Annotated in this window: 18 protein-coding genes and 1 pseudogene; 14 read left to right on the top strand and 5 right to left on the bottom strand. The window is 37.5% G+C overall.

Features of this window, described 5'->3' with window-relative positions; all coding sequences use genetic code 11:
* Positions 1-76: 76 nt before the first annotated feature.
* Entirely contained in the window at positions 77-985 is a 909-nt protein-coding gene (locus NST14_RS18220) for an EamA family transporter (protein ID WP_000947030.1), read from the bottom strand.
* A gap of 326 nt (positions 986-1,311) precedes the next feature.
* On the opposite strand from NST14_RS18220, the pseudogene NST14_RS18215 reads away from it, so the two are divergent.
* The 3 genes and pseudogenes from NST14_RS18215 (at position 1,312) to NST14_RS18205 (ending at position 2,777) form a co-directional block, all read left to right on the top strand.
* Positions 1,312-1,456 (top strand): annotated as a pseudogene (locus NST14_RS18215) (peptidase T).
* 16 nt (positions 1,457-1,472) lie between these two features.
* A complete protein-coding gene (gene ccdA, locus NST14_RS18210) occupies positions 1,473-2,180 on the top strand; it encodes a cytochrome c-type biogenesis protein CcdA (RefSeq protein WP_001152681.1) in 708 nt (235 codons plus the stop codon).
* Positions 2,181-2,270: 90 nt separating this feature from the next.
* Positions 2,271-2,777 (top strand): CcdC family protein, encoded by a 507-nt coding sequence (locus tag NST14_RS18205; RefSeq protein ID WP_001028639.1) that lies wholly within the window; start codon positions 2,271-2,273, stop codon positions 2,775-2,777.
* A gap of 63 nt (positions 2,778-2,840) precedes the next feature.
* Here the strand turns inward: NST14_RS18205 and NST14_RS18200 are convergent, their stop codons facing one another.
* Positions 2,841-10,403: a DUF7507 domain-containing protein gene (locus NST14_RS18200; protein WP_229142874.1), complete on the bottom strand. Its 7,563-nt coding sequence runs from the start codon at positions 10,401-10,403 to the stop codon at positions 2,841-2,843.
* A 277-nt stretch (positions 10,404-10,680) separates the two neighbouring features.
* Between NST14_RS18200 and NST14_RS18195 the strand changes: the two genes are divergently transcribed.
* Both NST14_RS18195 and NST14_RS18190 read left to right on the top strand, forming a co-directional pair.
* Complete coding sequence (locus tag NST14_RS18195; RefSeq protein ID WP_000896247.1) at positions 10,681-11,751, top strand: hypothetical protein; 1,071 nt, start codon at positions 10,681-10,683, stop codon at positions 11,749-11,751.
* A gap of 50 nt (positions 11,752-11,801) precedes the next feature.
* Positions 11,802-12,857 carry a hypothetical protein gene (locus tag NST14_RS18190; RefSeq protein ID WP_229142873.1) on the top strand — a complete coding sequence of 352 codons (1,056 nt, stop codon included), beginning with the start codon at positions 11,802-11,804 and terminating at the stop codon, positions 12,855-12,857.
* A gap of 30 nt (positions 12,858-12,887) precedes the next feature.
* On the opposite strand, the gene NST14_RS18185 is transcribed toward NST14_RS18190, so the two are convergent.
* A complete protein-coding gene (locus NST14_RS18185) occupies positions 12,888-13,328 on the bottom strand; it encodes a DUF2621 domain-containing protein (protein WP_000889384.1) in 441 nt (146 codons plus the stop codon).
* Positions 13,329-13,431: 103 nt separating this feature from the next.
* Complete coding sequence (locus NST14_RS18180; RefSeq protein ID WP_000262403.1) at positions 13,432-13,728, bottom strand: hypothetical protein; 297 nt, start codon at positions 13,726-13,728, stop codon at positions 13,432-13,434.
* Between the two features lie 245 nt (positions 13,729-13,973).
* Here NST14_RS18180 and NST14_RS18175 point away from each other — a divergent pair, with 245 nt between their 5' ends.
* Positions 13,974-14,561 carry an AAA family ATPase gene (locus NST14_RS18175; protein ID WP_001998011.1) on the top strand — a complete coding sequence of 196 codons (588 nt, stop codon included), beginning with the start codon at positions 13,974-13,976 and terminating at the stop codon, positions 14,559-14,561.
* Positions 14,558-15,130 carry a DJ-1/PfpI family protein gene (locus NST14_RS18170; protein ID WP_000722213.1) on the top strand — a complete coding sequence of 191 codons (573 nt, stop codon included), beginning with the start codon at positions 14,558-14,560 and terminating at the stop codon, positions 15,128-15,130. Before NST14_RS18175 ends, NST14_RS18170 begins: the two co-directional genes overlap by 4 nt.
* Positions 15,131-15,143: 13 nt before the next feature.
* Here the strand turns inward: NST14_RS18170 and NST14_RS18165 are convergent, their stop codons facing one another.
* Complete coding sequence (locus NST14_RS18165) at positions 15,144-16,091, bottom strand: class I SAM-dependent methyltransferase (protein ID WP_000166813.1); 948 nt, start codon at positions 16,089-16,091, stop codon at positions 15,144-15,146.
* Positions 16,092-16,285: 194 nt separating this feature from the next.
* On the opposite strand from NST14_RS18165, the gene hutP reads away from it, so the two are divergent.
* From hutP to NST14_RS18130, 7 genes are all read left to right on the top strand, one after another.
* Positions 16,286-16,726, top strand: a complete 441-nt coding sequence (gene hutP, locus NST14_RS18160) for a hut operon transcriptional regulator HutP (RefSeq protein WP_000926517.1) — start codon at positions 16,286-16,288, stop codon at positions 16,724-16,726.
* A 103-nt stretch (positions 16,727-16,829) separates the two neighbouring features.
* Entirely contained in the window at positions 16,830-18,347 is a 1,518-nt protein-coding gene (hutH, locus tag NST14_RS18155; RefSeq protein ID WP_000631850.1) for a histidine ammonia-lyase, read from the top strand.
* 23 nt (positions 18,348-18,370) lie between these two features.
* A complete protein-coding gene (hutU, locus tag NST14_RS18150) occupies positions 18,371-20,029 on the top strand; it encodes a urocanate hydratase (RefSeq protein WP_000416708.1) in 1,659 nt (552 codons plus the stop codon).
* A 12-nt stretch (positions 20,030-20,041) separates the two neighbouring features.
* On the top strand, positions 20,042-21,313 hold the full coding sequence (hutI, locus tag NST14_RS18145; RefSeq protein ID WP_229142872.1) for an imidazolonepropionase: 1,272 nt from the start codon (positions 20,042-20,044) through the stop codon (positions 21,311-21,313).
* The gene (gene hutG, locus NST14_RS18140) at positions 21,292-22,263 is read left to right on the top strand and encodes a formimidoylglutamase (protein WP_061131651.1); all 972 of its coding nucleotides are present in this window, start codon (positions 21,292-21,294) and stop codon (positions 22,261-22,263) included. Before hutI ends, hutG begins: the two co-directional genes overlap by 22 nt.
* Before the next feature lie 261 nt (positions 22,264-22,524).
* The gene (locus NST14_RS18135; RefSeq protein WP_000486325.1) at positions 22,525-22,986 is read left to right on the top strand and encodes a CarD family transcriptional regulator; all 462 of its coding nucleotides are present in this window, start codon (positions 22,525-22,527) and stop codon (positions 22,984-22,986) included.
* A 566-nt stretch (positions 22,987-23,552) separates the two neighbouring features.
* A complete protein-coding gene (locus NST14_RS18130) occupies positions 23,553-24,680 on the top strand; it encodes an alkene reductase (RefSeq protein ID WP_000204380.1) in 1,128 nt (375 codons plus the stop codon).
* The last annotated feature ends 35 nt before the right edge of the window (positions 24,681-24,715 follow it).

The following is a 24,715-nucleotide window of genomic DNA, read 5'->3' as shown; positions in this document are numbered from 1 at the left end:
TCTTTCTTAAATAAAGTATTTACATTAAGTATACAATATTAAAAGAGAGGATTCTCAAATGAAAATCCCCTCTCGTTTATGCTGCCAATTTTTTGTGTGTATGATGTTTACGATAACGTCCACGCATTGCATAAGCAATTTGCGGGATTGCAATCCCGATTAAAATAAGTGATACACCGAACCATTGTGAAGATAGTACAGCTTCTTTTAAAACGAATACAGACATAATTGTTGTAACTGGTAGTTCCGCAGCGCCAAGAATAGTCGCTAAGCCAGAACCAATCTTTGGAATACCAATTGTAAAGGCGATAGAAGGAATGACGATACTGAATGTTCCTAAACCTAAACCGTATTTCCAAAGTCCTTCAGAAATTGCACCGTTAAAAATAAATGTTGGAGGGAATACGATCATTACTAAAGTTAAAGCACCAGCCATTAAAAGAACACCGCGTGGTAATGAAGGTACTTCAACAGCAACTTTTCCGCTCACGAAAATGTATGTTGCAAATGTAACAGCAGATAATAGGCCTAATATAATTCCAGTCGTATCGAAATCACCTGCTGATTTTTCTAGTAAACCACTTGATAAAAATGTACCTGCAAGTAAGAAAATAACAGAAATAACTTTTTCTCTTGAAGGTAAAGTTTTTGTTGCGACTGCTTCAATAATAATTCCGACCCAAACGAATTGGAATAAAAGTATAATGGCGATAGATGCTGGTACAGTTTTTAATGAAGCATAATAAAAAATTCCAGTGAAACTTGCAGATGTACCTGCAACGAATAAAATTAAAGCTTGTTTTAATGGAACACGATGTCTAGAAAATAGAAGTGTAATAGCAAGCAAAATAATCCAACCGAACAAATATTGGCTGCCAATTACCTCTCCAAGTGAAAATCCTTCTGCATATGCAAGTTTAACGAAAATAGCTAAAATTCCATAACTACACGCTCCTAATAAAACTAAAAGAGAATAACGAAGCATGAAATATTCCTCCCATCTATATGAAATTGTTCCGTAACGGACATATATAACTAGAGGGAAGTATACAAAATTAAAAATGAAGGGTCAAATAAAAGAAAAGTGTGACATTTTATAGAATAATAATAAAAGTATGATATTTATGCATAATCTTGAAATTAGTAATAATAGAAGTATTGTAAAATCAAGTTTGTATTGTATAAAGACAGCATTTGAAAAAAATATTTTTTAATCAATATGTATATAAACGTACGAATAACATGCTAATCATTTGAGAAACTATATTACCTTTGTTATGTTAATAACATTAGAGAGGTTTTGTAGTGTAATTGAGATTTTTCTATATAAATAGAAGGAAATGAAAACGTTTTTTCAGAAAAAGTGTGAAAGGGTAGTTTTTCTTATTATCACGTTGGAAAAGTGATTTCACGAATTGTTCATAGTATTTTTATATGTTTTTGCTACAATATGTAAGGAGAGGAGTGGAATAATGCAAGATATTAGTATTTTTTTAGCGTTTGGTGCTGGGTTTTTATCATTTATTTCCCCATGTTGCTTACCGCTTTATCCGGCATTTTTATCGTACATAACAGGTATGTCGGTTTCTGAGTTGAAAGAAGAAAATGCAATGCTTCGCAAAAGAAGTATGATACATACAGCGTTTTTCTTACTTGGATTTTCAATTATATTTATTGCAATTGGATTTGGTACAAGTTTTATTGGAGGCATTTTTACAAATTATAAAGATTTAATTAGACAGTTAGGTGGTATATTTATCATCGTGTTCGGTCTTATTATTGTCGGTGTGTTTAAGCCGAAGTTTTTAATGCAAGATCGTAAATTTACGTTTAAAAATCGTCCGAGTGGTTATTTTGGATCTGTTTTAATTGGGTTGGCATTTGCTGCAGGGTGGACGCCTTGTACAGGACCTATTTTAGTGTCTGTAATCGGATTAGCAGCAACAAATCCAGAATCAGCAATGATTTATATGATTGCATACATACTTGGATTCGCTATCCCGTTCTTCGTACTATCATTCTTTATTACGAAAATGTCTTGGATTAAAAGAAACAGTATGAAGTTCATGAAAATCGGGGGATACATTATGATTATCATGGGTATCTTCTTATACTTTAACTGGATGACAAAAATTATCGTATATTTCTCAAGTTTATTTGGTGGTTTTACGGGTTTTTAGTATTATTCTGTGAAAATGTTGGAAATACTAACGGAAAAGCATATAATGAAAGTATATTTTGCATATAGCCACAAAAAAGGATGAGAAAATATGAACATAGTTGTTTTATCCAGTATCGTTGCTGTTTGTATGGCTGTTGGTGCGATGTTTATTCGTTTAAAAGCAGCTAAGAAACCTGCAACATTGAAAAAAATTATACTTCCACCATTTTTTATGAGTACGGGAGCGTTGATGTATGTTTTTCCTGAATTTCGATTAACTCCAGCAGAAATGTTAGAAGCAATTGGCGTCGGTTTGTTTTTCTCTATTTTTCTTATTAAAACATCTAAATTTGAGATTAGAGGACAAGAGATTTATTTGAAGCGTTCGAAAGCATTTGTCTTTATTTTAATCGGATTACTTGTCGTGCGTATTGTATTTAAAACATATTTAAGCCAATCGCTTGATTTGGGACAACTTAGTGGGATGTTCTTCTTGCTGGCATTTGCGATGATTGTGTCATGGAGAATTGCCATGTACCGTTCCTTTACGAAATTACAGAAGGAAATGGAAAAAGAAGATGGTTTTTATAATGAAAAAGATATGAAATTAACTTAAAAACTGTATATGTATAAAATAAAAAGACAGCGTTTTTTGACGCTGTCTTTTTATTTTATATTGCTAACATCTTCTATTCCAACCGCGCCGGATAAAACGTTCCCCATTAAAGAAACAATTTAAATTTGGTGAGACGAACGGACCGATAAACGGAATAATGTTTGGCTCTGAAGTTTCATCAACGAAAGTCGGTGGTTTAGTAGGATCTGGTCTGAGTGTATAGCGAATGCGGGCGGTATTTTGAATGAGACCATTTCGTGGCTCTGCTGTTACTTGAACGATAAAACGAACAACAACGGATTCACTTGGATTAACAGTATTGATAAGAATACCGATAGTTGGGCTAGTTCCGGGACGTGCTACTCCATTTACTGTTACTGAATTTGGATAGAAAGTAACTTCAGGAGGAAGTGGGTCGGTAATGAGTACGTTATTTACTGGGATGGTGCCATTGTTAGTAAAGGTAAGTGTATATGTGATGAAATCACCGAGATGGGCGCTATTTACATTTGCGGTCTTAATAAATGTGTTTGGCTCATTAGGGTTTACTTCTATCGTAATTGGTGGTGTTGTAGTCGTTGTTGTGATAGGTGGTCTAGTAGGGTCGGGTTGAGAAGTATACGTAATGGATGCGATATTTGTAATCATTCTATTAGCTGGAAGTGTAATAACCTGTACTTTGAATGAAATAGTTACGGATTCTGTTGGATTAAGAGTTCCGACTGGAATGCCTGTGGATGGATTTGCGTTTGGAACGGGAATGTTATTAATTGTGACACTATTTGGAACGAATGATGTGCCGACAGGAAGTGAGTCTGTAACAGAAATGTCAGTGACAGGAATCGTACCTTCATTTTGGAATGTGATAGTAAATGTAATCGTATCACCTACTGAAACGATGGATTTATCAGCGGTTTTTATCGGGTTAATAGTCCTAACGTTTACAGGAGTAATTGTAGTAGGTGTAGGCGTAGTAACGGATACAGGTGGTTTAGTAGGATCGGGTTGGTACTGGAAGGAAACGTTACCTTGGTTTTGAATTTCTCCGCTTGGTGGAATTGAAGTAACTAGGACACGGAAAGAAATCGTTGCGGATTCAGAAGGAGCAAGTGTTGAAATTGGGATGCCTGCTGATGGATTTGCAGTTGGTTGCGGCACGTTGTTAATTGTTACACTATTTTGGATGAACGAAGTACCGATAGGAATTGTATCAGTTACAAGTATATGATTAGCAGGAATGGTACCTGTATTTTGGAGAGAAATCGTATACGTAATGATATCACCTAAAGTAACTGTTTCCGGCGTGGCTGTTTTTTTCGGATTTAATATAGCTGTAGTTACATTCGTTGTGTTAATTGGAGTAGGGTCTGTAATTGTAATAGGAGGTTCACCAGGACCTGGTTCATATGTGAAAGTAACAGTTGCTTGATTTCGAATAATACCACCAGGTGGTACACTTGTGACTCTTGCTTGGAATTGAACAGTAATTGTATCGTTTGGATTGACTGTTCCAACAGGTATACCTACAACAGGATTTGCTCCAAGATCTGAAATGCCATTTATTACAACAGTACCTGGAAGAAACGTTAACCCATTTGCTAACGGATCAGTAATGATAACGGAAGTTGCAGGGACTGATCCGCGATTTTGGAAGGTTACAGTATACGTTATGATTTCATTTATATCTACAATTTGTTTGTCGGCTAGTTTATTTGGGTTAGGTGTAGGTGTAATAACGGATACTTCAACAGTTGGAGTAGGATCTGTAATAGTAATAGGGGGTTCGCTAGGGTTTGGCTGGAATGTGTAAGTGACAGTTGCAGTGTTTTTAATAATACCGTCTGGTGGGAGTTCAGTTACAGTAACTTGATAAGTTAATGTAACAATTTGTCCTGGAGTTACAGTCCCAACGTTTACACCATTATTTGGATTTGTTCCAGGTTGCGTGACGCCATTAATCGTAACGCTATTCGGAATGAAAGTAGTACCAGATGGAGTAGGGTCTGTAATAATAACATCTGTCGCATTAATATTCCCGACATTTTGGAACGTAATTGTATATGTGACAGTATCACCAAGATTAATAGTTTGAGGGTTACCTTGTTTGTTAGGATTAATAGTAACTTCACTTACTTGCGTCTTTGTAGTAGGTGTAGGCGTAGTAACAGATACAGGTGGTCTAGTAGGATCTGGCTGATATTGGAATGAAACGATCCCTTCATTTTCGATAAAGCCTGTCGGTGGTATCGAAGTTACTTGAACTTGGAAAGTTACGACGGCTGAAGTGTTAGGTTCTAATGTACCGATAAGAATTCCGGAACTAGGAACGATACCTGGTTGCGTGACGCCGTTTATCGTAACACTATTCGGAATGAAAGTAGTACCAGCTGGAATAGGATCGGTTACAAGTACATTTGTTGCAGGGACAGTTCCTGTATTTTGTAAGGAGATTGTATAGGTGATTGTGTCACCTAATAAAGCAAATACTTTATCAGCGGATTTTGTAGGGTTTGTTGTTGCCGTGTTGACATTGGTAGTAGTAGGAGGCGTTGGAGTAGTCACTGTTACTGGAGGTTCTCCAGGATTAGGTTGGAATGTGTAGGTGATAGTAGCTTCATTTATAATAATTCCGTTAGGTGGTATGGAAACAACGCGAACTTGAAAAGTTACAACAACTGATTGACTAGGATTTAATGTGCCAAGAGGAATGCCAAGAGCTGGATCAACATCACTAGTTGGGATACCATTAATTGTTACACTATTTGGAATGAAAGTCGTACCAACTGGAATCGAATCTGTAAAAATGATATTTGTTAGTTGAACAGTTTGTAAGTTTTGGAATGTAACGGTGTACGTAATGATATCGTCTATATCAACGTTGTTTCGATCAGCCGTTTTCGATGGATTAATAATACTATTAATGATTTCAGTATTAACTGGTGGTGTTGTCTCTGTTTCCGTAATAGGAGGTTCATTTGGATTAGGCTGAGATGTAAAGCTGACTGAACCGACATTTGTAACAACCCCGTTAGGCGGTATATTCGTAATCGTTACTTGGAACGTAATGGTTATTATTTGATTTGGTTGTATTGTACCAATGAGTATCCCAATGCTTGGATCAACACCTGGTTGTGAAAGGCCATTTACTGTAACAGAATCTACAATAAATTGTGTGCCTACTGGTGGTTGATCAATGACAGATACATTTGTCATAGGAATATTTCCAGTGTTTTCAAGGGTAATTGTATAAGTGAGTGCATCGCCAATGTTAGCGATTGGCAAATCTACTGTTTTTGTTGACTCTAATTCTGCATTTTGTACAATTGTTTCTGCGATTGGAGTCGGTGTGGTTGTTGTAATAGGCGGGAGTGTCGGATCTGGTTGAGATGTGTAAGTGACATTTGCTTCATTTGAGATAATGCCATTTGGTGGTAAAGCTGTTATTTGTACTTCTAAAGTAACAGTCACTACTTGTCTAGGGTTTAATGTGCCAACTGAGATTCCTGTTTCAGGGGTCAAATTAGGTTGTGGAATGCCATTAATCGTAACGCTACCAGGGATAAATGTAGTTCCAGTAGGGATAGAATCTGTAATAATGACATTAGTTGCAGGTATATTACCAGTATTTTGAAGGGTGATTGTATAAGTGAGCGTATCACCAATACTTGCAAACTCACGATCCACTGTTTTTTGCGGGTTCGGGTTAGCGGTACGAACAGGTAAAGTTACGGTAGGAGTCGTTTCTGTTGTTGTAATAGGAGGTTCGCTAGGATTAGGCTGAGAAGTGTAGGTAACACTTGCTGTATTTTCTATTTTTCCATTAGGAGGAATAGCGTTTATTTGAATCTGGAATGTAACAGTAACTGTCTCGCCGGTATTAACTGTTCCAACAGGAATTCCTGTGACTGGACTTACGCCGGGTTGAGCGACATTGTTTACAGTAACACTATTCGTAATAAAAGTTGTACCCGGTGGTAAAGAATCTGTAATTGTTACACCAGTAGCAGGTATAGTTCCTTGGTTTGTAAATGTGACAGTATAAGTTACAATATCGCCAATTTCTGCAAACGTAAGGTTTGCTGTTTTTGTTGGACTTATGACTACAGTTTGGATAGGAGTTGTTGTTTCAGGAGTTGTTTCTGTTTTTGTGACTGGAGGTAAATTTGGATCCGGTTGATAATTAAATGTTGCACTACCTTGATTTCGGATTTCGCCGCTAGCAGGGATGTTTATTACTCGTACTTGGAAAGTAATCGTTGCGCGTTCGGATGGCGCTAAAGTTCCAAGTGAAATTCCTGATGATGGATTTGTTCCTGCTTGAGGAATCCCATTAATCGTAACACTATCTGGAATAAATACAGTACCGGCAGGGATAGAATCTATTACTGTTATATTCGTAGCAGGAACAGTACCGGTGTTTTGAAATGAGAGAGTATAGGTAATGACATCATTTAATGCAACGAAGGAGCGATCTGCTGTTTTTTGTGGATTTAGTGTAGCGGTATTAACTGCTGTTTCTGTTTCAGGAGTTGTAATAGTTGTCGTAACGGGAGGTTCATTTGGATTTGGCTCGTATGTGAATGTAACATTTGCTTGATTTCTAATAACTCCTCCGGGCGGGATACTATTTACTACACCTTGGAACGTAACTGTAATACTTTGACCGGGATTTACAGTGCCGACGGGTATACCAATTTCAGGGTTTTCTCCAAGTTGTGATGTGCCATTTACGACAATGCTACCTGGAACGAAAGAAACACCAGATGGAAGTGCATCTTTTATAATAACATTTGTAGCGAGGACGGTCCCTCTATTTTGGAATGTTACAGTAAAAGTAATCGTATCCCCTATATCAACAACTTGTCGATCAGCAGATTTTGTAGTCGTTGGATTAGGATTATTAATTGGAATGTTTACACTTGGAGTGGTGGTAGTTGTTGTGACAGGAGGCTCACTTGGGTTCGGTTGATATTGGTAAGTGAAGGATGCTTGGTTTCTAATTATTCCATCAGGTGGTAAGTTTGTAACGACAACTTGATACGTGATTGTTTTCGTTTCTCCGACAGAAATGGTACCAAGTGGTATACCAAGTGATGGGGCTGCTCCTGGCGTTGTAATGCCATCGATTGTAACACTATTTGGAACGAAAATAGTTCCGTTAGGTGTAGGGTCTGTAACGACTACATTTGTAGCCGGAACGGTCCCGTTATTTGTAAATGTGACCGTGTAGGTAATCGTATCTCCTAAATCAGCAACTTGTTTGTCGGCAGATTTTGTAGGCGCTGTAATAACGGTCCCAACTTGAGTTTCTGTTTTAGGAGTTGGGGTAGTTGTTGTAACAGGAGGCTCATTTGGATTAACAATATAATTAAATGATACACTGCCTTGGTTTTCTATAATTCCATTTGGCGGGACACTTGTAACTTGAACTTGGAATGTAATTGTTTTTGCTTGATTTGGATTTAAAGTACCAATCGATATACCGTTTTCAGGATTACTGTTAGGTTGTGAGACACCATCAATCGTGACGCTATTTGGAATAAATGTTGTACCGTTTGGAATTGGATCTGTTAGTACAATATTTGTTGAGGGAACAGTGCCGTTATTTTGTAAACTAATTGTATACGTAATAACATCACCAATATCAACGAAAGTACGATCAGCAGATTTTGTAGGGTTAACTGTAGCGGTATTAACGGAGACTGTAGTAGGTGCTGTCGGTTCGGTTGTGGTAACCGGCGGTCTTGTTGGATCTGGCTGGTACGTATATGTCGTTGAAGCTTCGTTTGCAATAACACCGCCAGCTGGAATTTGTGTAACAAGAACTTGGAAAGATAGTGTTTTGGTTTCACCGGGATTAATTGTTCCAACCGGGATTCCTAGTGCGGGATTTGAATTTGGAACCGGTACATTATTTAAGATTACGCTATTCGGAATGAATGTTGTACCAGTAGGAATGGTATCAGTAAAAACTACATTTGTAGCAGGGATCGTACCATCATTAGTGAAAGTAATCGTATACGTAATAACATCACCAATATCAACAGTAGTTTTATCCGCCGTTTTAACAGGGTTTGTAATAGCGGTGTTAACAGGAGTAGTAGTAGGTGGTGTAGGGTTTGTTGTTGTAATAGCTGGTTTTGTAGGATCTGGTTGATACGTAAATGTTGTGGTTCCGATATTTCGGATTAGGCCATTCTCTGGGAGAGCGGTAACTTGAACTTGGAAAGTGACAGTGACAGTATTACCAGCTGCGATTGTTCCAATTTGTATACCACCAGAAGGGTTTACGCCAGGTTGTGAAGTACCGTTAATTGTGACGCTATTCGGAATAAATGTAGTGCTACTTGGAATTGGATCAGTTACAATAACGTTCGTTGCAGCGATGTTTCCTGTATTTGGTACAGTAATCGTATACGTAATAATATCACCGATATCAGCAATTTGTGGACTAGCAGTTTTTGTTGGATTTACAATTGCAGTTCGTACAGAAGTAGTTGTTGGAGGTGGTGTTATCGTAGTGGTTGTTGAGGGTTCAGCCGGATTCGGTTGCGACGTAAATGTTACATTTGCTTCGTTAGTAATCGTTCCGTTAGCTGGGAGGGAAGTGACTTGGACTTGAAATGTGACAGTTGTAGTTTGACCAGCAGGAATTGTACCTAGCGGAATATTTGTTGGAGTTACGCCAGATTGTGCCGTTCCATTAACTGTAACACTGTTTGGAATAAAAGTAGTGCCAGTAGGGATAGGGTCGGTGATGGAAACATTTGTCGCTGAAATATTACCGTTATTTGGAACAGTAATCGTATACGTAATGATGTCACCAATATTCACAATTTGTTGGTTTGCACTTTTAGTTGGATTTATGATAGTAGCATTAATTTGTGTTTCAACTATATTACTTGTAGAGTTTCTGTTAATTGGTGGTTGGTTTGGTGGATTATATTGAAAGCTTGAAGTTGCACTATTTGGAATAGGGTTAGGTGTAGGGAGAGTATTAACTTGAACTTGAAACGTAATTGTAGCATTCCCGTTTGCAGCAATCGTTCCTACATTTATTCCAGTAGCAGGATTATCTGTAGTAGAAGTACCATTAACTGTAACGCTACCCGGTACGAACGATGTGCCGGCAGGAGGCGTGTCTGTAATGATAACATTATTAGCAGCTAATGTGGCTTGATTTGTGGCCGTAATTGTATACGTAATCGTATCACCGATAGTAGCAATTGTTTTATCTACTGCTTTTGTTAATGCGACATTAGCTGTGAAAATATCTGTATTAACAATATTGCTTGTTGTCGTACGTGTGATAGTGGGTGCGTTAGGTGCAGGTTGAAATTCGTATCCAAATGATGCTACGTTACTTGCAACTGGTGGGGTAGGGACACTTGTAACATCTACTTGAAAGGTAATTGTAACAGAGCCGCCAGCAGGAATGTTGCTAATGGGAATACCAGTAGCAGGATTTCCAGCTGTTGCAACGCCATCAACTGTAACGCTGTTTGGAACGAAAGTAGTGCCAGCGGGTATGGGGTCTGTAAATGTAACGTTTTGGGCAGGAAGTGTTCCGGTATTTTGGACAACGATTGTATAGGTTAAACGACTTCCTATTGTTGCTATTGCCATTAGATTCGTCCTTTCTGTATAAATTTAAATCCGGTCAAGGCATGGAATATTTACAAATAGCATTATTTAATAATCTAGAAACAATACTATGTGTAAATATTAGTATAAAATGAGCTCGTCATTGCATCCTATTCAAATTTAAATGAATAGGAATAGGCAAAGGCTTTTTTTTTGCCCAAATTAGTCTGTGCATATACAAATGGAACTTTTTTTACTTGTTTGCATTAAATGAAATAGCGAATAAATATTTATCTTATATGGAAGGGGAGTGGAATTGTTGGCTTTTGTACAAACATATACGAAAACGGACTCTTTATTTATGGTACACACAGGGAATACAGTTGGCATGCGTGGTATTACAACAGCGACGGCGTATCAATACAATGCATTAATAACAAGAGATACAAATTTAAGTTTTGCAGGAGTTCCTTCTTCGGTAGATCCATTAACTTTTGCGGGAACGACAAATGATTGGACATTAAATGGTTCTTGGGCAAGACTTAATCCTTCAGTAACAGATGTACCAGCAACAGCAACTGTAGACTTTGCAATGCTAGTATGGCAAGGAACATTGAGTGCAACTGTGACAGAAACGGTGGTAAATAACAATATACCTACTTTACAAACACCGGATGGGGTCACTCATACAATTACGAGTGTTCCTGCATGGGGAGAGACGAGATCAAGCGGAACATTTCAAGGTACCATTTATACACGTGCTGCAAATGTAACAAATATTCTACAAGGGCTTTCAAATCGAGCAGCGGGGGATTATTTTGTAGAAAGGGTTCCCACGGCAAATCCTCCGACGCAAGGGACAGGCGTAGGATGGGCATTGGTTGTTGTATATCGCGATAATTCATATCCTATTAGGAATGTTAGTTTATATACTGGTTTACTCATTTCTACATTGGGTGAGACAGCAACGATTTCAAATTTTATCACTCCAGCTGTAGCGCCGGTTAATGCTCGTGTATTTACAATGGCAATTAATGGTGATACTGATGCGACAGGTGATAGATTTAACTTAAACGGTACGGGACTTTCAGGACCTAATAATTTAATAAATAACTTTTTTGCTTCACAAGTAAATAATTATTTGGGAAATTTAAATACAGTCGGAAGTTTTGGGGATAGAAATATGCCAATTGGTACTTCTGCGACTAATCGGCGTGCAGAGTTTGATGTGACAAATGTACCCGCAAATGGCGTGTTAACAGCCGGTTCTACTTCTACTACCGTGAATATCCCAAATACATTTGATTATCTTTACGCTGGTGCTGTCGGTTTACAAATAGATTTAGCGGAGGCACGTTTAACTGCTACAAAATCAGTAATAGTGAGTTGAAAAATTGAAAACTTTAATAAAATTTTTTATCCTAATAGGAGTGAATTCTATTGGCTTTTGTTCAAGCTTACGGTAAAAACGATAACTTATTTATGATGCATACGGGTAATACGATGGGAATGCGCGGTACTGCAAATACAAACTTTGCTTACAATGCACTTATAACATTAAATACAGATTCTACTTTTGGAGGAGTTCCTTCATCGACGGACCCGAATACATTTGGAGGTACAACAAATGATTGGACATTAGATGGCTCATGGGCTGAATTAAATCCATCAACTACTATCGTTCCAGCTACGGCGGTTGTAGATTTTGCGTTACTTGTTTGGTCAGGTGGATTGGATACGGCTGTTACAACTGCTGTTGTTGATGCGAATCCTCCAAATTTAGTTACGCCTGATGGAACGAGTACACAAGTGACAATTAATTCAGCATGGTCATCAGAAGGGACAAATCTCCCTTTTATAGCCAATGTTTATAATCGAGCAGCAGACGTTACACCTTTACTGCAAGGTTTACCGAATCGAGCAGCAGGAAGATATAGTGTGACAAGATTACCTACGCGTCAGCCAGTTGGTTATGGTGCAGGATGGTCGTTGATTGTTGTATATCGTGATTCCTCATATCCGATGAGAAATGTGAGTTTATTTCCAGGTTTTTTATTATCCGGTACACCACAAACCATTTCAGGATTTTTTACACCAGCTACAGGGACGGTGACAGCAAGAGCTTTTGTAATGGCGGTAAATGGTGATCCGAATTTTACAGGTGATAATTTTCAATTGAACTCTGTGACATTAACAGGACCAAATAATCCAATAGGGAACTTTTTTAGAGGGCAAGTAAATGATATTAATGGAAATTTAAATACAATTGGTAGTTTTGCAGATCGGAATTTTTCTGAAACGACTACAACTGCAAATGCAAGAGCTGAGTTTGATATTACAAATGTAAATGCAACAGGTTCTATTGCACCAAATACGACATCTACACAAGTAAATATTACAGGTACTGGAGATACAATTTATACAAGTGCGGTTGGATTACAAATAGACTTGGCGGAGGCTAAATTAACAGCAGTAAAATCAGTAACTGTAAGTTAAAAAAGATTGCTATAAGTTAGCAATCTTTTTTTATGAGGTAGATTTTGTTAGTAAAGATTGATAATGAGAATAATCAATCTTTTTTTCTTGTAGTTTTTTTACTAAAAATTTATGATCACGCTTCGGTGTAGCAATAATATACCCTTTAATAATTAAATCTTGTGTAATTTGAGAGGCTTTTTCTTGTAAGGCTAGTTCACCGATTTTGCCAGCAATTTTTGATTTAGCAACATCGCGAAATAGCTCTGGAACAGGACTTACGAGCTCTTCTAACAATTGTTTTTGTTCGTCATCCCATAAATGCCTCGTTTTATTAATATAGTGCTCTTCCCAATCTAAAATGGACATACCATCTTCTTTTGGTAGTCGTTTTAAAAATTTTCTGAACATAAAGTATCCACCGATAGACATAAGTCCTAATAAAATAACAGTCCACAGTACAATAAACCAACTGAACCATCCTTCGAGCAAGAGTATCCCCCCTTAATGATTGCGGTTTTCTTTTATTTATATTATAAACAGTGAGATTCATAGAAAGCAAGAACGCTTGGTCATTTTGACCAAGCGTTATCATTTAAACGAAGTATAGTTGTTCCACACATAAATTATTATTATCATCTTCTACATATTCAATGATTAATGTGCCAACTTTACGATCTTTATCTTCAGTTGTGAAAATAGAGTAAGAAGTAAAACGTGCTGTTGATAGGCCGCTTATATGTGTAGGTAAAGAAATGTAGTCGTTATCGCGGAAGAATTCCATCAGTTCAATATCCTCAAATTCTTTTCGGTCAACTTGTTTGTTTGTATAGCGGCGTTGAAGTTGTTTTAAAGACTCGTTCCAAGAAATTGCTTTTGTATCGTATACCATTGTCTTATCTCCTTACTGTATGTAATCATTAAGAACATACGTTCTAATCTAGTATACTCTTTTTATTTGAAAAGGGAAAGCAAAAAATAATGTAAGCTTGGATTTCCAAGCTTACATTATTAATGCGTCCGTCATAATCTCTATTTTTTATTATATGTTAGATAAGAATAAGAAACAAGATGATATATATTTTGTTGATAGTTTTCAAGATTCTGTATATTATAGTTTTACTAAAGCGCAAGGGAATGAGAGGAATGGCATATGTAATTTCACTCCAAGGACCGATGGCAAGCGGAAAAACGACATTGGCTAAAAGGTTAGAGCGATGTGGGTTTTCAGTTATATATGAAAACCCTTATCCAATTGTAGAAAAGCGAAGAGTATTAAATTTGGATATAAATTCAAAAGAAGGGTTTATTCTAAATCAAAAAATGTTTATGGAAGCAAAAATAAAGGAGTTTCAAAATGTAAAAGATTCAGTTGTAATTTTTGATCGCGGGCCAGAAGATATTGAGTTTTTTACGCTCTTTTATCCAAAGATTATAGGAGAAGAGTGGGATATAGAAACTGCATTAAGAGATGAATTATATAAATTAAGAGAATGTCGTTCAGATGCTATTTTTTATTTAGATGGCTCGGAAAGTAATTTATATAATAGAAAAAATAATGATAGAACAAGAAACAGAAGTACATTTGAGGAGCAATTTAAATTAGTAGAAACTGAAAAAGACTGGTATAAACAATTTCCTGTAACTTATGTGGACACGAATAGATTAACAGCGGAAGAATTAGAGGGATATTTTATGGATTGGTTAAAGGAGAGAGGGATATGAAAAAAATACTTTTATTTGTATACCCAACATTTGCGGAGTTTGAAATAACAGTAGCAACGGCATTGTTGAAAAATAAATATGAAATTATTACAGCGAGTTTAACGAAAGAATTGATTATAAGTGAAACAGGTTTGCAAGTGCAACCGCATATAGAATTAAGTGAAGTACGTGTAGAAGAATATGAGGGGATTATTATTCCAGGCGGAGATGCGATACATATGAAGGATGCAGAAGGACTCTTTTCAGTCATCCGTCAGTTTCACGAACAAGAAAAATTAGTAGCTGCTATTTGTGCGGGACCGTATGCACTAGCAAAAGCAGGCTTATTCAAAGAAAACTCGTATACAGTAACTATGGATTATAGAAAATTAGATTGTTTTCCAGTAGAAAATTTTGTGTATGAAGAAGTTGTGGAACATTCAAACATTATTACAGCGCAGGGGCATGCATTTGTACCATTTGGAATAGCGATTGCCTCTTATTTTGGGATAGCGAACGAACACAATATAAATTTTTACAGTGGTAAGGGGAATGTGATGATGGAGGAGCTTTTGCCTGAGAATGTATAAAAGCTAGCATTTGCTAGCTTTTTTCTTTTTGACATCGATAAATGGCTAACGTTTTCGGATCGCGCCATATACCGTTATGAATTGCCAATTCATTTTCTACTTCTTCTTTTAGCCATTCCTTCATTTCGGCGTGAAGATGTGTATTATCAGGTATATTTAGCGACGGAAACATGCTAGAAATATAGTTTACAATTGGAGTAGCATGATGAAAAACGAGAGCATTATGAATAACTGCTTCTTCAACAGTTGAAAAAACAGACTGTAATATCTCTTTACCATTTTCCAAACAAAATGGCGTGACTGAAGATGTTGTTTTCGGTAAATCAAATGCGTCTAACATGCGATTACACATTTCAACTATACGAGGTAATGTAACGTCAGAATTTGTAGTAGCTAAAAGTGAGCCACCAGGACGTATTACTTTATGGAACCCTTGGATAGTTCTTTCAACATCTTTCATATGATATAACATATGTCTTGCGACGATCCAGTCGTAGCAATTGGCTTCAAAAGGAAGTTTTTCAGCGTCACCTAGTCTCCATTCAATTAAAGTATTTGTTTTAGTGGCTTCAGAGAGCATGGCTTCTGATTGATCAAAACCTGTTAATTGACCTTTATGTCCATTCGCTTGCAAAAAGGAAAGAAATTTTCCGTTAGCGCACCCAACCTCTAATATTTTCTCGTCTCCTTGAAGTTGTAAATGATCCATGACGACTTCATCTAAATTCACTTGTTTTTCTTCGTAATGTTTATGCGTATCAATACGTATTTGTAAATGGTTGCTTACATTGTACTGGCGTTTTACATCATTCATCTTTTCGCATTCCACCTTCGTGCAAAATTGCTGAATTGCGTGCGTTAATACGTCGGTTTTCTTTAAGCCTTCGTAATGGAGTGCAGCTTCAAACCTTTCAAGTAATTTTTCTTCAATTCGAAAATGAATGTTTTTTCGCTTTGTCACTGAAATCTCTCCCCTTTGTATCGGTTAGTGAGACTATAACACGCCTGAAAAATTTGTGTAAATCATTTGTGTACACAAATGGAGGGGATGAAAAAATTGTTTGAATGTGAGTTTAAACTATTGACGATTTAACCGTTTTCATATATTCTTAAATTAAGAAATATTCAAATAATTAAAAGAAATGAGAGAGTCACATGCTTCTTCAAGGAACACATCGAATTGGTCGTATGGCCATGCTGTTGGCACTTGCGGATGAGAATGAAAGCCCTGTATTATCTATCCCAAAAGGTTGGAAGTATTGTACGGGGAAAGTGGGTTCGATGAATTCGCAAAAGGTTGTCGCAGCAATGGAAACAGCGGCTAAGAGCAACCAAGTTATTGAAACAGACGTTTACAGAGAAACACATGCACTTTATCACGCAATTATGGAAGCTTTGTACGGAGTGACGAGAGGTCAAATTCAGTTAGCAGACGTTCTTCGTACAGTAGGACTTCGCTTTGCAATTGTGCGCGGTACACCATACGACAGAAAAAAAGAGGGCGAATGGGTTGCTGTTGCATTATATGGAACGATTGGTGCACCTGTAAAAGGATCTGAGCATGAGGCGATTGGTTTAGGAATTAATCACATATGATTTGCCCATAGTCTATTAGTTAGAAGGGGGCCTTACTTTTTTAGGACAGAAGTCTGTCTTAAAAAGATAAGGTCCCCTTTTGCCTTTTTAAGGAGGAAAAACAATGATTACGTTAACAGGACACACATTGACAATTGAAGAAATGAAGAGGTTGTTACTTGAAGGAGAAGGTGTAACAGCTTGTCCAACTAGTATGCAAAAGGTGGCGGAGTGCCGCGAAGTAGTTGAGAAAATTGTAGAGGACGGAAAAGTTGTTTACGGTATTACAACTGGATTTGGAAAGTTTAGTGATGTGCTAATTCAAAAAGATGATGTAAAGGCACTTCAACATAATTTAATTCAGTCACATGCATGTGGGATAGGCGAGCCATTCCCTGAAGAAGTATCACGCGGTATGTTAATTTTACGAGCAAACACGATGCTTAAAGGAGTATCTGGTGTTAGACCGCTCGTTGTAAATATGCTTCTTGAGTTTGTAAATCGTAAAATTCACCCAGTTGTTCCACAACAAGGCTCACTTGGTGCGAGTGGCGATTTAGCACCTTTATCTCATCTTGCGCTCGTATTATTAGGCGAAGGTGAAGTGTTCTATAAAGGAAAACGCGTTCATGCAATGGTCGCTCTTACAGAAGAAGGTCTTGAGCCAATTGAACTTGAAGCGAAAGAAGGTCTGGCGTTAATTAATGGTACGCAGGCGATGACAGCGCAAGGAGTTCTTTCTTATATAGAAGCAGAAGCAACGGCTTATCAAGCTGAATTAATTGCATCTATGACAATTGAAGGTTTACAAGGCATTATTGATGCATTTGATGAAAATGTTCATAAAGCACGTGGTTATAAAGAGCAAGTGGAAGTAGCAAGCAGAATTCGTGACATCCTTCATGATAGTAAATTAACAACGAAACAAGGAGAACTACGTGTGCAGGATGCCTATTCACTTCGCTGTATTCCGCAAGTACACGGTGCTTCTTGGCAAGTTTTAAATTATGTGAAAGAAAAATTAGAAATTGAAATGAATGCCGCGACAGATAATCCACTTATTTTTGATGGCGGAGAAAAAGTAATTTCAGGTGGTAATTTCCACGGTCAACCAATTGCATTTGCGATGGACTTCTTAAAAGTTGGAATGGCAGAACTTGCAAATATTTCAGAGCGCCGTATTGAACGCTTAGTAAATCCACAGTTAAACGATTTACCACCATTTTTAAGTCCAGAACCAGGACTTCAGTCTGGTGCAATGATTATGCAATATGCTGCAGCGTCACTAGTTTCTGAAAATAAAACGTTAGCACATCCGGCGAGTGTTGATTCAATCCCGTCATCAGCTAACCAAGAAGATCACGTAAGTATGGGAACAATTGCTTCACGCCATGCACATCAAATTATTCAAAATGTAAGACGTGTTCTTTCAATTGAGATGATTTGTGCGATGCAAGCAGCAGAATATCGCGGTATTGAAAACATGAGTACAGTGACGAAGAGCTTCTATCATCAAGGTCGTCAACAAGTACCTTCTATTACTAATGACCGTATATTCTCAACGGATATTGAAAATATTGCGTATTGGTTAAAAACGAATTATTCGATAAAAGAAAGATTAGATGTAAACGCAGCACTATAAAATGAGAAAAGGGAGAGAGTGAAATGGAAAAAGTTAAACAAACAATTCGCGCGCCAAGAGGTACTGAGTTACAAACGAAAGGGTGGGTGCAAGAAGCTGCACTTCGTATGTTAATGAACAATTTAGATCCGGAAGTTGCTGAAAAGCCAGAAGAATTAGTTGTATATGGTGGAATCGGCCGTGCAGCTCGTAACTGGGAAAGCTACAATGCAATTGTAGATTCATTAAAAACGTTAGAAAGCGATGAAACATTACTTGTTCAATCAGGAAAACCAGTTGCAATCTTTAAATCACATGAAGATGCACCTCGCGTTCTTTTAGCGAACTCAAACTTAGTACCGAAGTGGGCGAACTGGGATCACTTCCGTGAACTAGAGAAAAAAGGTCTTATGATGTATGGACAAATGACAGCAGGTAGCTGGATTTACATTGGAACACAAGGTATTTTACAAGGGACATATGAAACGTTTGGTGAAGCGGCACGCCAACATTTCGGTGGTTCATTAAAAGGTACATTAACACTTACTGCTGGTTTAGGTGGTATGGGCGGTGCACAACCTCTTGCTGTAACGATGAATGGCGGTGTTGTTATCGCTATTGATGTTGATAAGCGCAGTATCGATCGCCGTATTGAAAAGAGATACTGTGATATGTATACAGAATCATTAGAAGAAGCATTAACGGTTGCGAACGAGTATAAAGAGAAGAAAGAACCGATTTCTATTGGTTTATTAGGAAATGCGGCAGAGATTTTACCAGAGCTAGTGCAGCGTAATATTACGCCAGATTTAGTTACAGATCAAACATCTGCTCATGATCCATTAAACGGTTATATTCCAGTAGGTTACACATTAGAAGAAGCAGCAAAACTTCGTGAAGAAGATCCGGAGCGCTACGTACAATTATCAAAAGAAAGCATGACAAAACATGTAGAAGCAATGCTTGCTATGCAAGCAAAAGGCGCAATTACATTTGATTACGGAAATAACATTCGCCAAGTTGCTTTTGATGAAGGTTTGAAAAATGCATTCGATTTCCCAGGATTCGTTCCAGCATTTATCCGTCCATTATTCTGCGAAGGAAAAGGACCATTCCGCTGGGTAGCGCTTTCTGGTGACCCAGAAGATATTTATAAAACAGACGAAGTAATTTTACGTGAGTTTGCTGATAATGAGCATTTATGTAACTGGATCCGTATGGCTCGTCAGCAAGTTGAGTTCCAAGGTCTTCCGTCACGTATTTGTTGGCTTGGTTACGGTGAGCGCGCGAAATTTGGTCGCATCATTAATGAAATGGTTGCAAATGGTGAATTATCAGCACCAATCGTTATCGGTCGTGACCATTTAGATTGCGGATCAGTAGCATCTCCAAACCGTGAAACAGAAGCGATGAAAGATGGTAGTGATGCAGTAGCTGACTGGCCAATTTTGAATGCATTAATTAACAGTGTAAACGGTGCAAGCTGGGTATCTGTTCACCACGGTGGCGGCGTTGGTATGGGTTATTCACTTCACGCTGGAATGGTTATCGTTGCAGATGGAACAGAAGCAGCAGCAAAACGTATTGAGCGCGTATTAACTTCTGACCCTGGTATGGGTGTTGTTCGTCACGTGGATGCAGGATATGACTTAGCTGTGGAAACTGCGAAAGAAAAAGGCGTTAACATTCCAATGATGAAATAAGGAGGAGAAAACATGCTGGACACTTTACTAATAAATATCGGTCAATTGCTAACAATGGATCAAGAAGATGGCTTGTTAAGACGGGAAGCGATGAACACGCTTCCTGTTATCGAAAACGGTGCGGTTGGAATTGAAACCGGCGTAATTACCTTCGTTGGAACAGCGGAAGAAGCGAAAGGATTACAAGCGAAAGAAGTTATTGATTGCGGCGGGAAAATGGTTTCTCCTGGTCTTGTTGACCCGCATACTCATCTTGTATTTGGTGGATCTCGTGAAAATGAAATCGCGCTAAAATTACAAGGAGTTCCGTACTTAGAAATTTTGGAACAAGGCGGAGGTATTCTTTCGACGGTAAATGCAACGAAACAGGCGTCGAAAGAAGAACTCGTTCAAAAAGCGAAATTCCATTTAGACCGTATGCTATCTTTCGGAGTTACAACTGTAGAAGCGAAGAGTGGTTACGGATTAGATGATGAGACAGAATGGAAACAATTAGAGGCAACTGCACAATTACAAAAAGAGCATCCAATCGATTTAGTTTCTACATTTTTAGGTGCTCATGCAGTTCCGAAAGAGTATAAAGGTAGATCGAAAGAATTTTTACAATGGATGTTAGACTTACTGCCAGAAATGAAAGAGAAGCAATTAGCTGAATTTGTTGATATTTTCTGCGAAACAGGCGTGTTCTCTGTTGAAGAGTCAAAAGAGTTTTTATTAAAAGCGAAAGAGCTTGGCTTTGATGTGAAAATTCATGCGGATGAAATTGATCCTCTTGGTGGTGCGGAAGCGGCAGCTGAAATTGGTGCAGCATCAGCGGACCATTTAGTTGGTGCTTCTGATAAAGGAATTGAAATGCTTGCAAACTCTAATACAGTAGCCACTTTATTACCAGGAACAACTTTCTATTTAAATAAAGAAAGCTTTGCTCGCGGTCGTAAAATGATCGATGAAGGTGTTGCGGTAGCTTTAGCTACAGACTTTAACCCAGGCAGCTGTCCAACGGAAAACATTCAGCTTATTATGAGCATCGCAATGCTGAAGTTGAAAATGACACCAGAAGAAGTTTGGAATGCCGTAACAGTTAACTCTTCTTACGCAATTAATCGTGGTGACGTAGCTGGGAAAATTAGAGTAGGTCGCAAGGCAGATTTAGTCTTATGGGATGCTTACAATTATGCTTACGTACCGTATCATTACGGCGTAAGTCATGTAAATACAGTATGGAAGAATGGTAATATCGCATATACAAGAGGTGAACAATCGTGGAGCACGGCCACTATTTAAAGAAAAATGCCAAGTTTATCGATCGTGAAGTGACAAAATGGAGTGAAATGATTAAAGATTGGGAGGAAGGCGTGGAAATATTCGGTGCGGCCTTAATTGGAGCACCCCTTTCTAAACCGTCTATTAGTCATTCAGGAGCAAGTTTTGCTCCAAAAACAATTCGTGCGATGTTAGATGCATATAGCACGTACGCAATTACAGAAGAACATGATATGAAAGAAAGTGTCTTATATGATTGCGGCGATATTACGATGCATGTGACGGATATAAAAGAAAGTCATAACCGAATTGCGAAAACAGTTGGTCATGTAACGAAAGTAAATCCGAACATGATACCAATCGTTCTTGGTGGGGATCACTCGATTAGTTTTCCGAGTATAACAGGATTTGCAAATAGTAAAGGGAAGGTCGGTATTATTCAATTTGATGCCCATCATGATTTGCGCAATTTAGAAGATGGTGGTCCGTCAAATGGTACACCGTTCCGTAGTTTATTAGAAAATGGTGTTATTACAGGAAAACAACTCGTTCAAATCGGTATTCGTAATTTTTCAAATGCACGAGCGTACCATGAATATGCAAAAGAACACGGTGTGATAGTGTACACAATGAAAGATGTACGAGAGCGAGAAATCAAAGATATTATTATAGAAAGTATTGAAGTATTAAGAAAGCAAGGCGTGACCTCTATTTACATTTCTCTTGATATGGACGTACTAGATCAAGCATTCGCACCAGGTTGTCCAGCAATCGGTCCTGGCGGAATGGACAGTATGACTTTACTTGATGCGATTGAATTGCTTGGTAAAGAACCGCTTGTGCAAGGGATGGATATTGTAGAAATTGATCCAACTCTTGATTTCAGAGATATGACGAGTCGAGTAGCTGCGCAAGTGATTATGAGTTTTCTTTTAGCGAGGGAAACAGTTAGTAAGCAGGTTAGTATATAGAAGGAAAAGTAGATTTTTATTTACGCTTTATCAAAAACACATTACTACTCAAATGTAGTGATGTGTTTTTATGTTAAAAGAGAATGAATGTGTGTGGAACCGTTAATAAAATTGCGGTTTTTTATAGTGTATTGTGTGAATTTAATTTCTTGCTTCTGAAGTGTTGACGTGTAAAATATTTTTGTGATAAAATAAAAACTTTGCTAAAAAACTAAAAGTGTGTTAAACTTGAGAAGGTTACCATATATGGAGGTGGATTATTTGTTTCAAATTGGCGATAACATTGTTTATCCAATGCAAGGAGCAGGTATAATTAAAGCCATAGAAGAGAAGGAAATCGCAGGAAAAAAACAACAGTATTATGTTATAAAAATGTCGGCTAGTAATATGGAAATAATGATTCCTGAAGGGAAAATATTGAGTTCAAATATACGACCAGTAACGGATATCACGGCATTAATACACATAATAGATATTTTTCAACATGGAGAATCAGATAGATTACTTACGTGGAAACAAAGATATAAATTGAACACTGATAAAATAAAAACGGGTAAAATGCAAGAAGGTGCTGAAGTTGTGCGTGATTTAATGCGTATACAGAAAGAAAAGGCACTTAATGCAAGCGAAAAGAAAATGTTAGATAACGCACATGAATTTTTGATTAGTGAACTGGGATTAATTGAAGGTATCACAGAAAATCAAATAAAAAGCTTTTGTTAAGGTTCATTACAAATAATATATGGCATCCCAAAAAAAGGTTTTGAATTTTTTGGGAACATAATTATAGACAATCAATCATTTCAAAGACATTCAACTCTTTCAAACCACTTTTAGAGCATTAACCTCTTTTGTTATTACTACAATCAAATCCATTTTTATTTTTTAATTCTTTTACGAATGTTCGAAGTTTAATTCAATACTTCGATAAAATAGTTACTTGATTTTTGCAATCCTGATTCACACTGGCACGGACGAGGAGCCGTAAGGATGAAAGAGAGGTAGGGCTTTCATTGTTTTAGGTATATAAGTTATTATTTTTAGAAGAATACTGAACCATTTTCACTTCTATTGATAAGGGATTCTTTATATTAAAGAGATGAAGAAATTGACAGCCATATATGATCAACTAAAAAAGGTTTCCTACTAAGGAAACCTTTTTAGTTTATTTATAGCATTCTGTTTTTGGGATATTCGAATGTTTTATAGAAAAGTCGTATAAATTGACGTTACTATCTAAAAGTAAGTATGATGCGATTGTAGTAAGAATTTTTTTAGGGGGAAGAAACATGACAAGTTCGAACAAGAAAGCGGCAAGTATTTATGAAGGAACAAATGTAAACGCTTGGGGATCTTTTGAAAATATTGAAGAAACGAAGTTGTTTGATCAGATTCAAGTCGGAGCTTGGTCTCTTCGTAATCGCATAGCAATGGCACCGATGACAAGATGCTTTGCAGACAATGAAACTGGAGTAGTTGGTGCTGATGTAGTGGAGTACTATAGAAAGCGTGCTGCTGACGGAGTTGGATTAATTATTACAGAAGGAATCGTTATTAGCGCAAGAGCAAAAGGAAACCCAGGAGTACCAGGGATTTATACGCAAGAACAAATTGATTCATGGAAACCTGTTACAGAGGCAGTACATAAAGAAGGCGGGACAATTATTGCTCAAATATGGCATGTTGGTCGTATGAGTCATCATGAAATAATTGGTGGGCAAATGCCCCAAGCGCCTTCTGCCATCGCTGCAGAAGGGAATGTTCCACGTTTTCGCAAACCATTCGATACACCAGAAGCAATGACATTAGAAGAAATACAAGAAGTTATCAGTCAATACGCACAAGCTGCAAAAAATGCGATTGAAGCTGGGTTTGATGGGGTAGAAATTCACGGTGCACACGGATATTTAATTGATCAATTTACTTATGAGTTTGCTAATAAGCGTACTGATAAATATGGCGGTGACTTAAAGCAAAGATTAACGTTTATGAAAGAAGTAACTGAGGCTGTAATAGAAGCAGTTGGAGCTGATAAAACACTTCTTCGTTTCTCTGCTTTTAAAGGGGATAATCCTACTTATATGTGGGAAAACCCTGAGCTGGCAATTGAAACATTTGTAAATATGTTTAAAGAAGTTGGATTAACGATGATTCATCCTTCAACGATGAATTATACGCAAGTGATTGCTGACGGAAAGAATTTTCATCAATTAGTAAGAAAATATTGGGATGGTACGATTGTTGGGGTTGGTAATTTGAATCCGAAAGAAGCTGAAGAAGCGTTGCAAGAAGGAACAATTGACGTAGCTGCATTCGGAAGACCGTTAATTGCTAATCCAGATTTTGTTCATCGAATTAAACATGCTGAAAGTTTAGTTGAATATGACGCGAAAGAGCATCTTGCTACATTAATTTGAATAAAGATAAAAGGAGAACACATGGAGTGTTCTCC

The organism is Bacillus sp. FSL W8-0519 (assembly GCF_038005585.1).
Lineage (GTDB): Bacteria > Bacillota > Bacilli > Bacillales > Bacillaceae_G > Bacillus_A > Bacillus_A paranthracis.
This window is presented reverse-complemented; position numbering and strand designations above follow the sequence as displayed.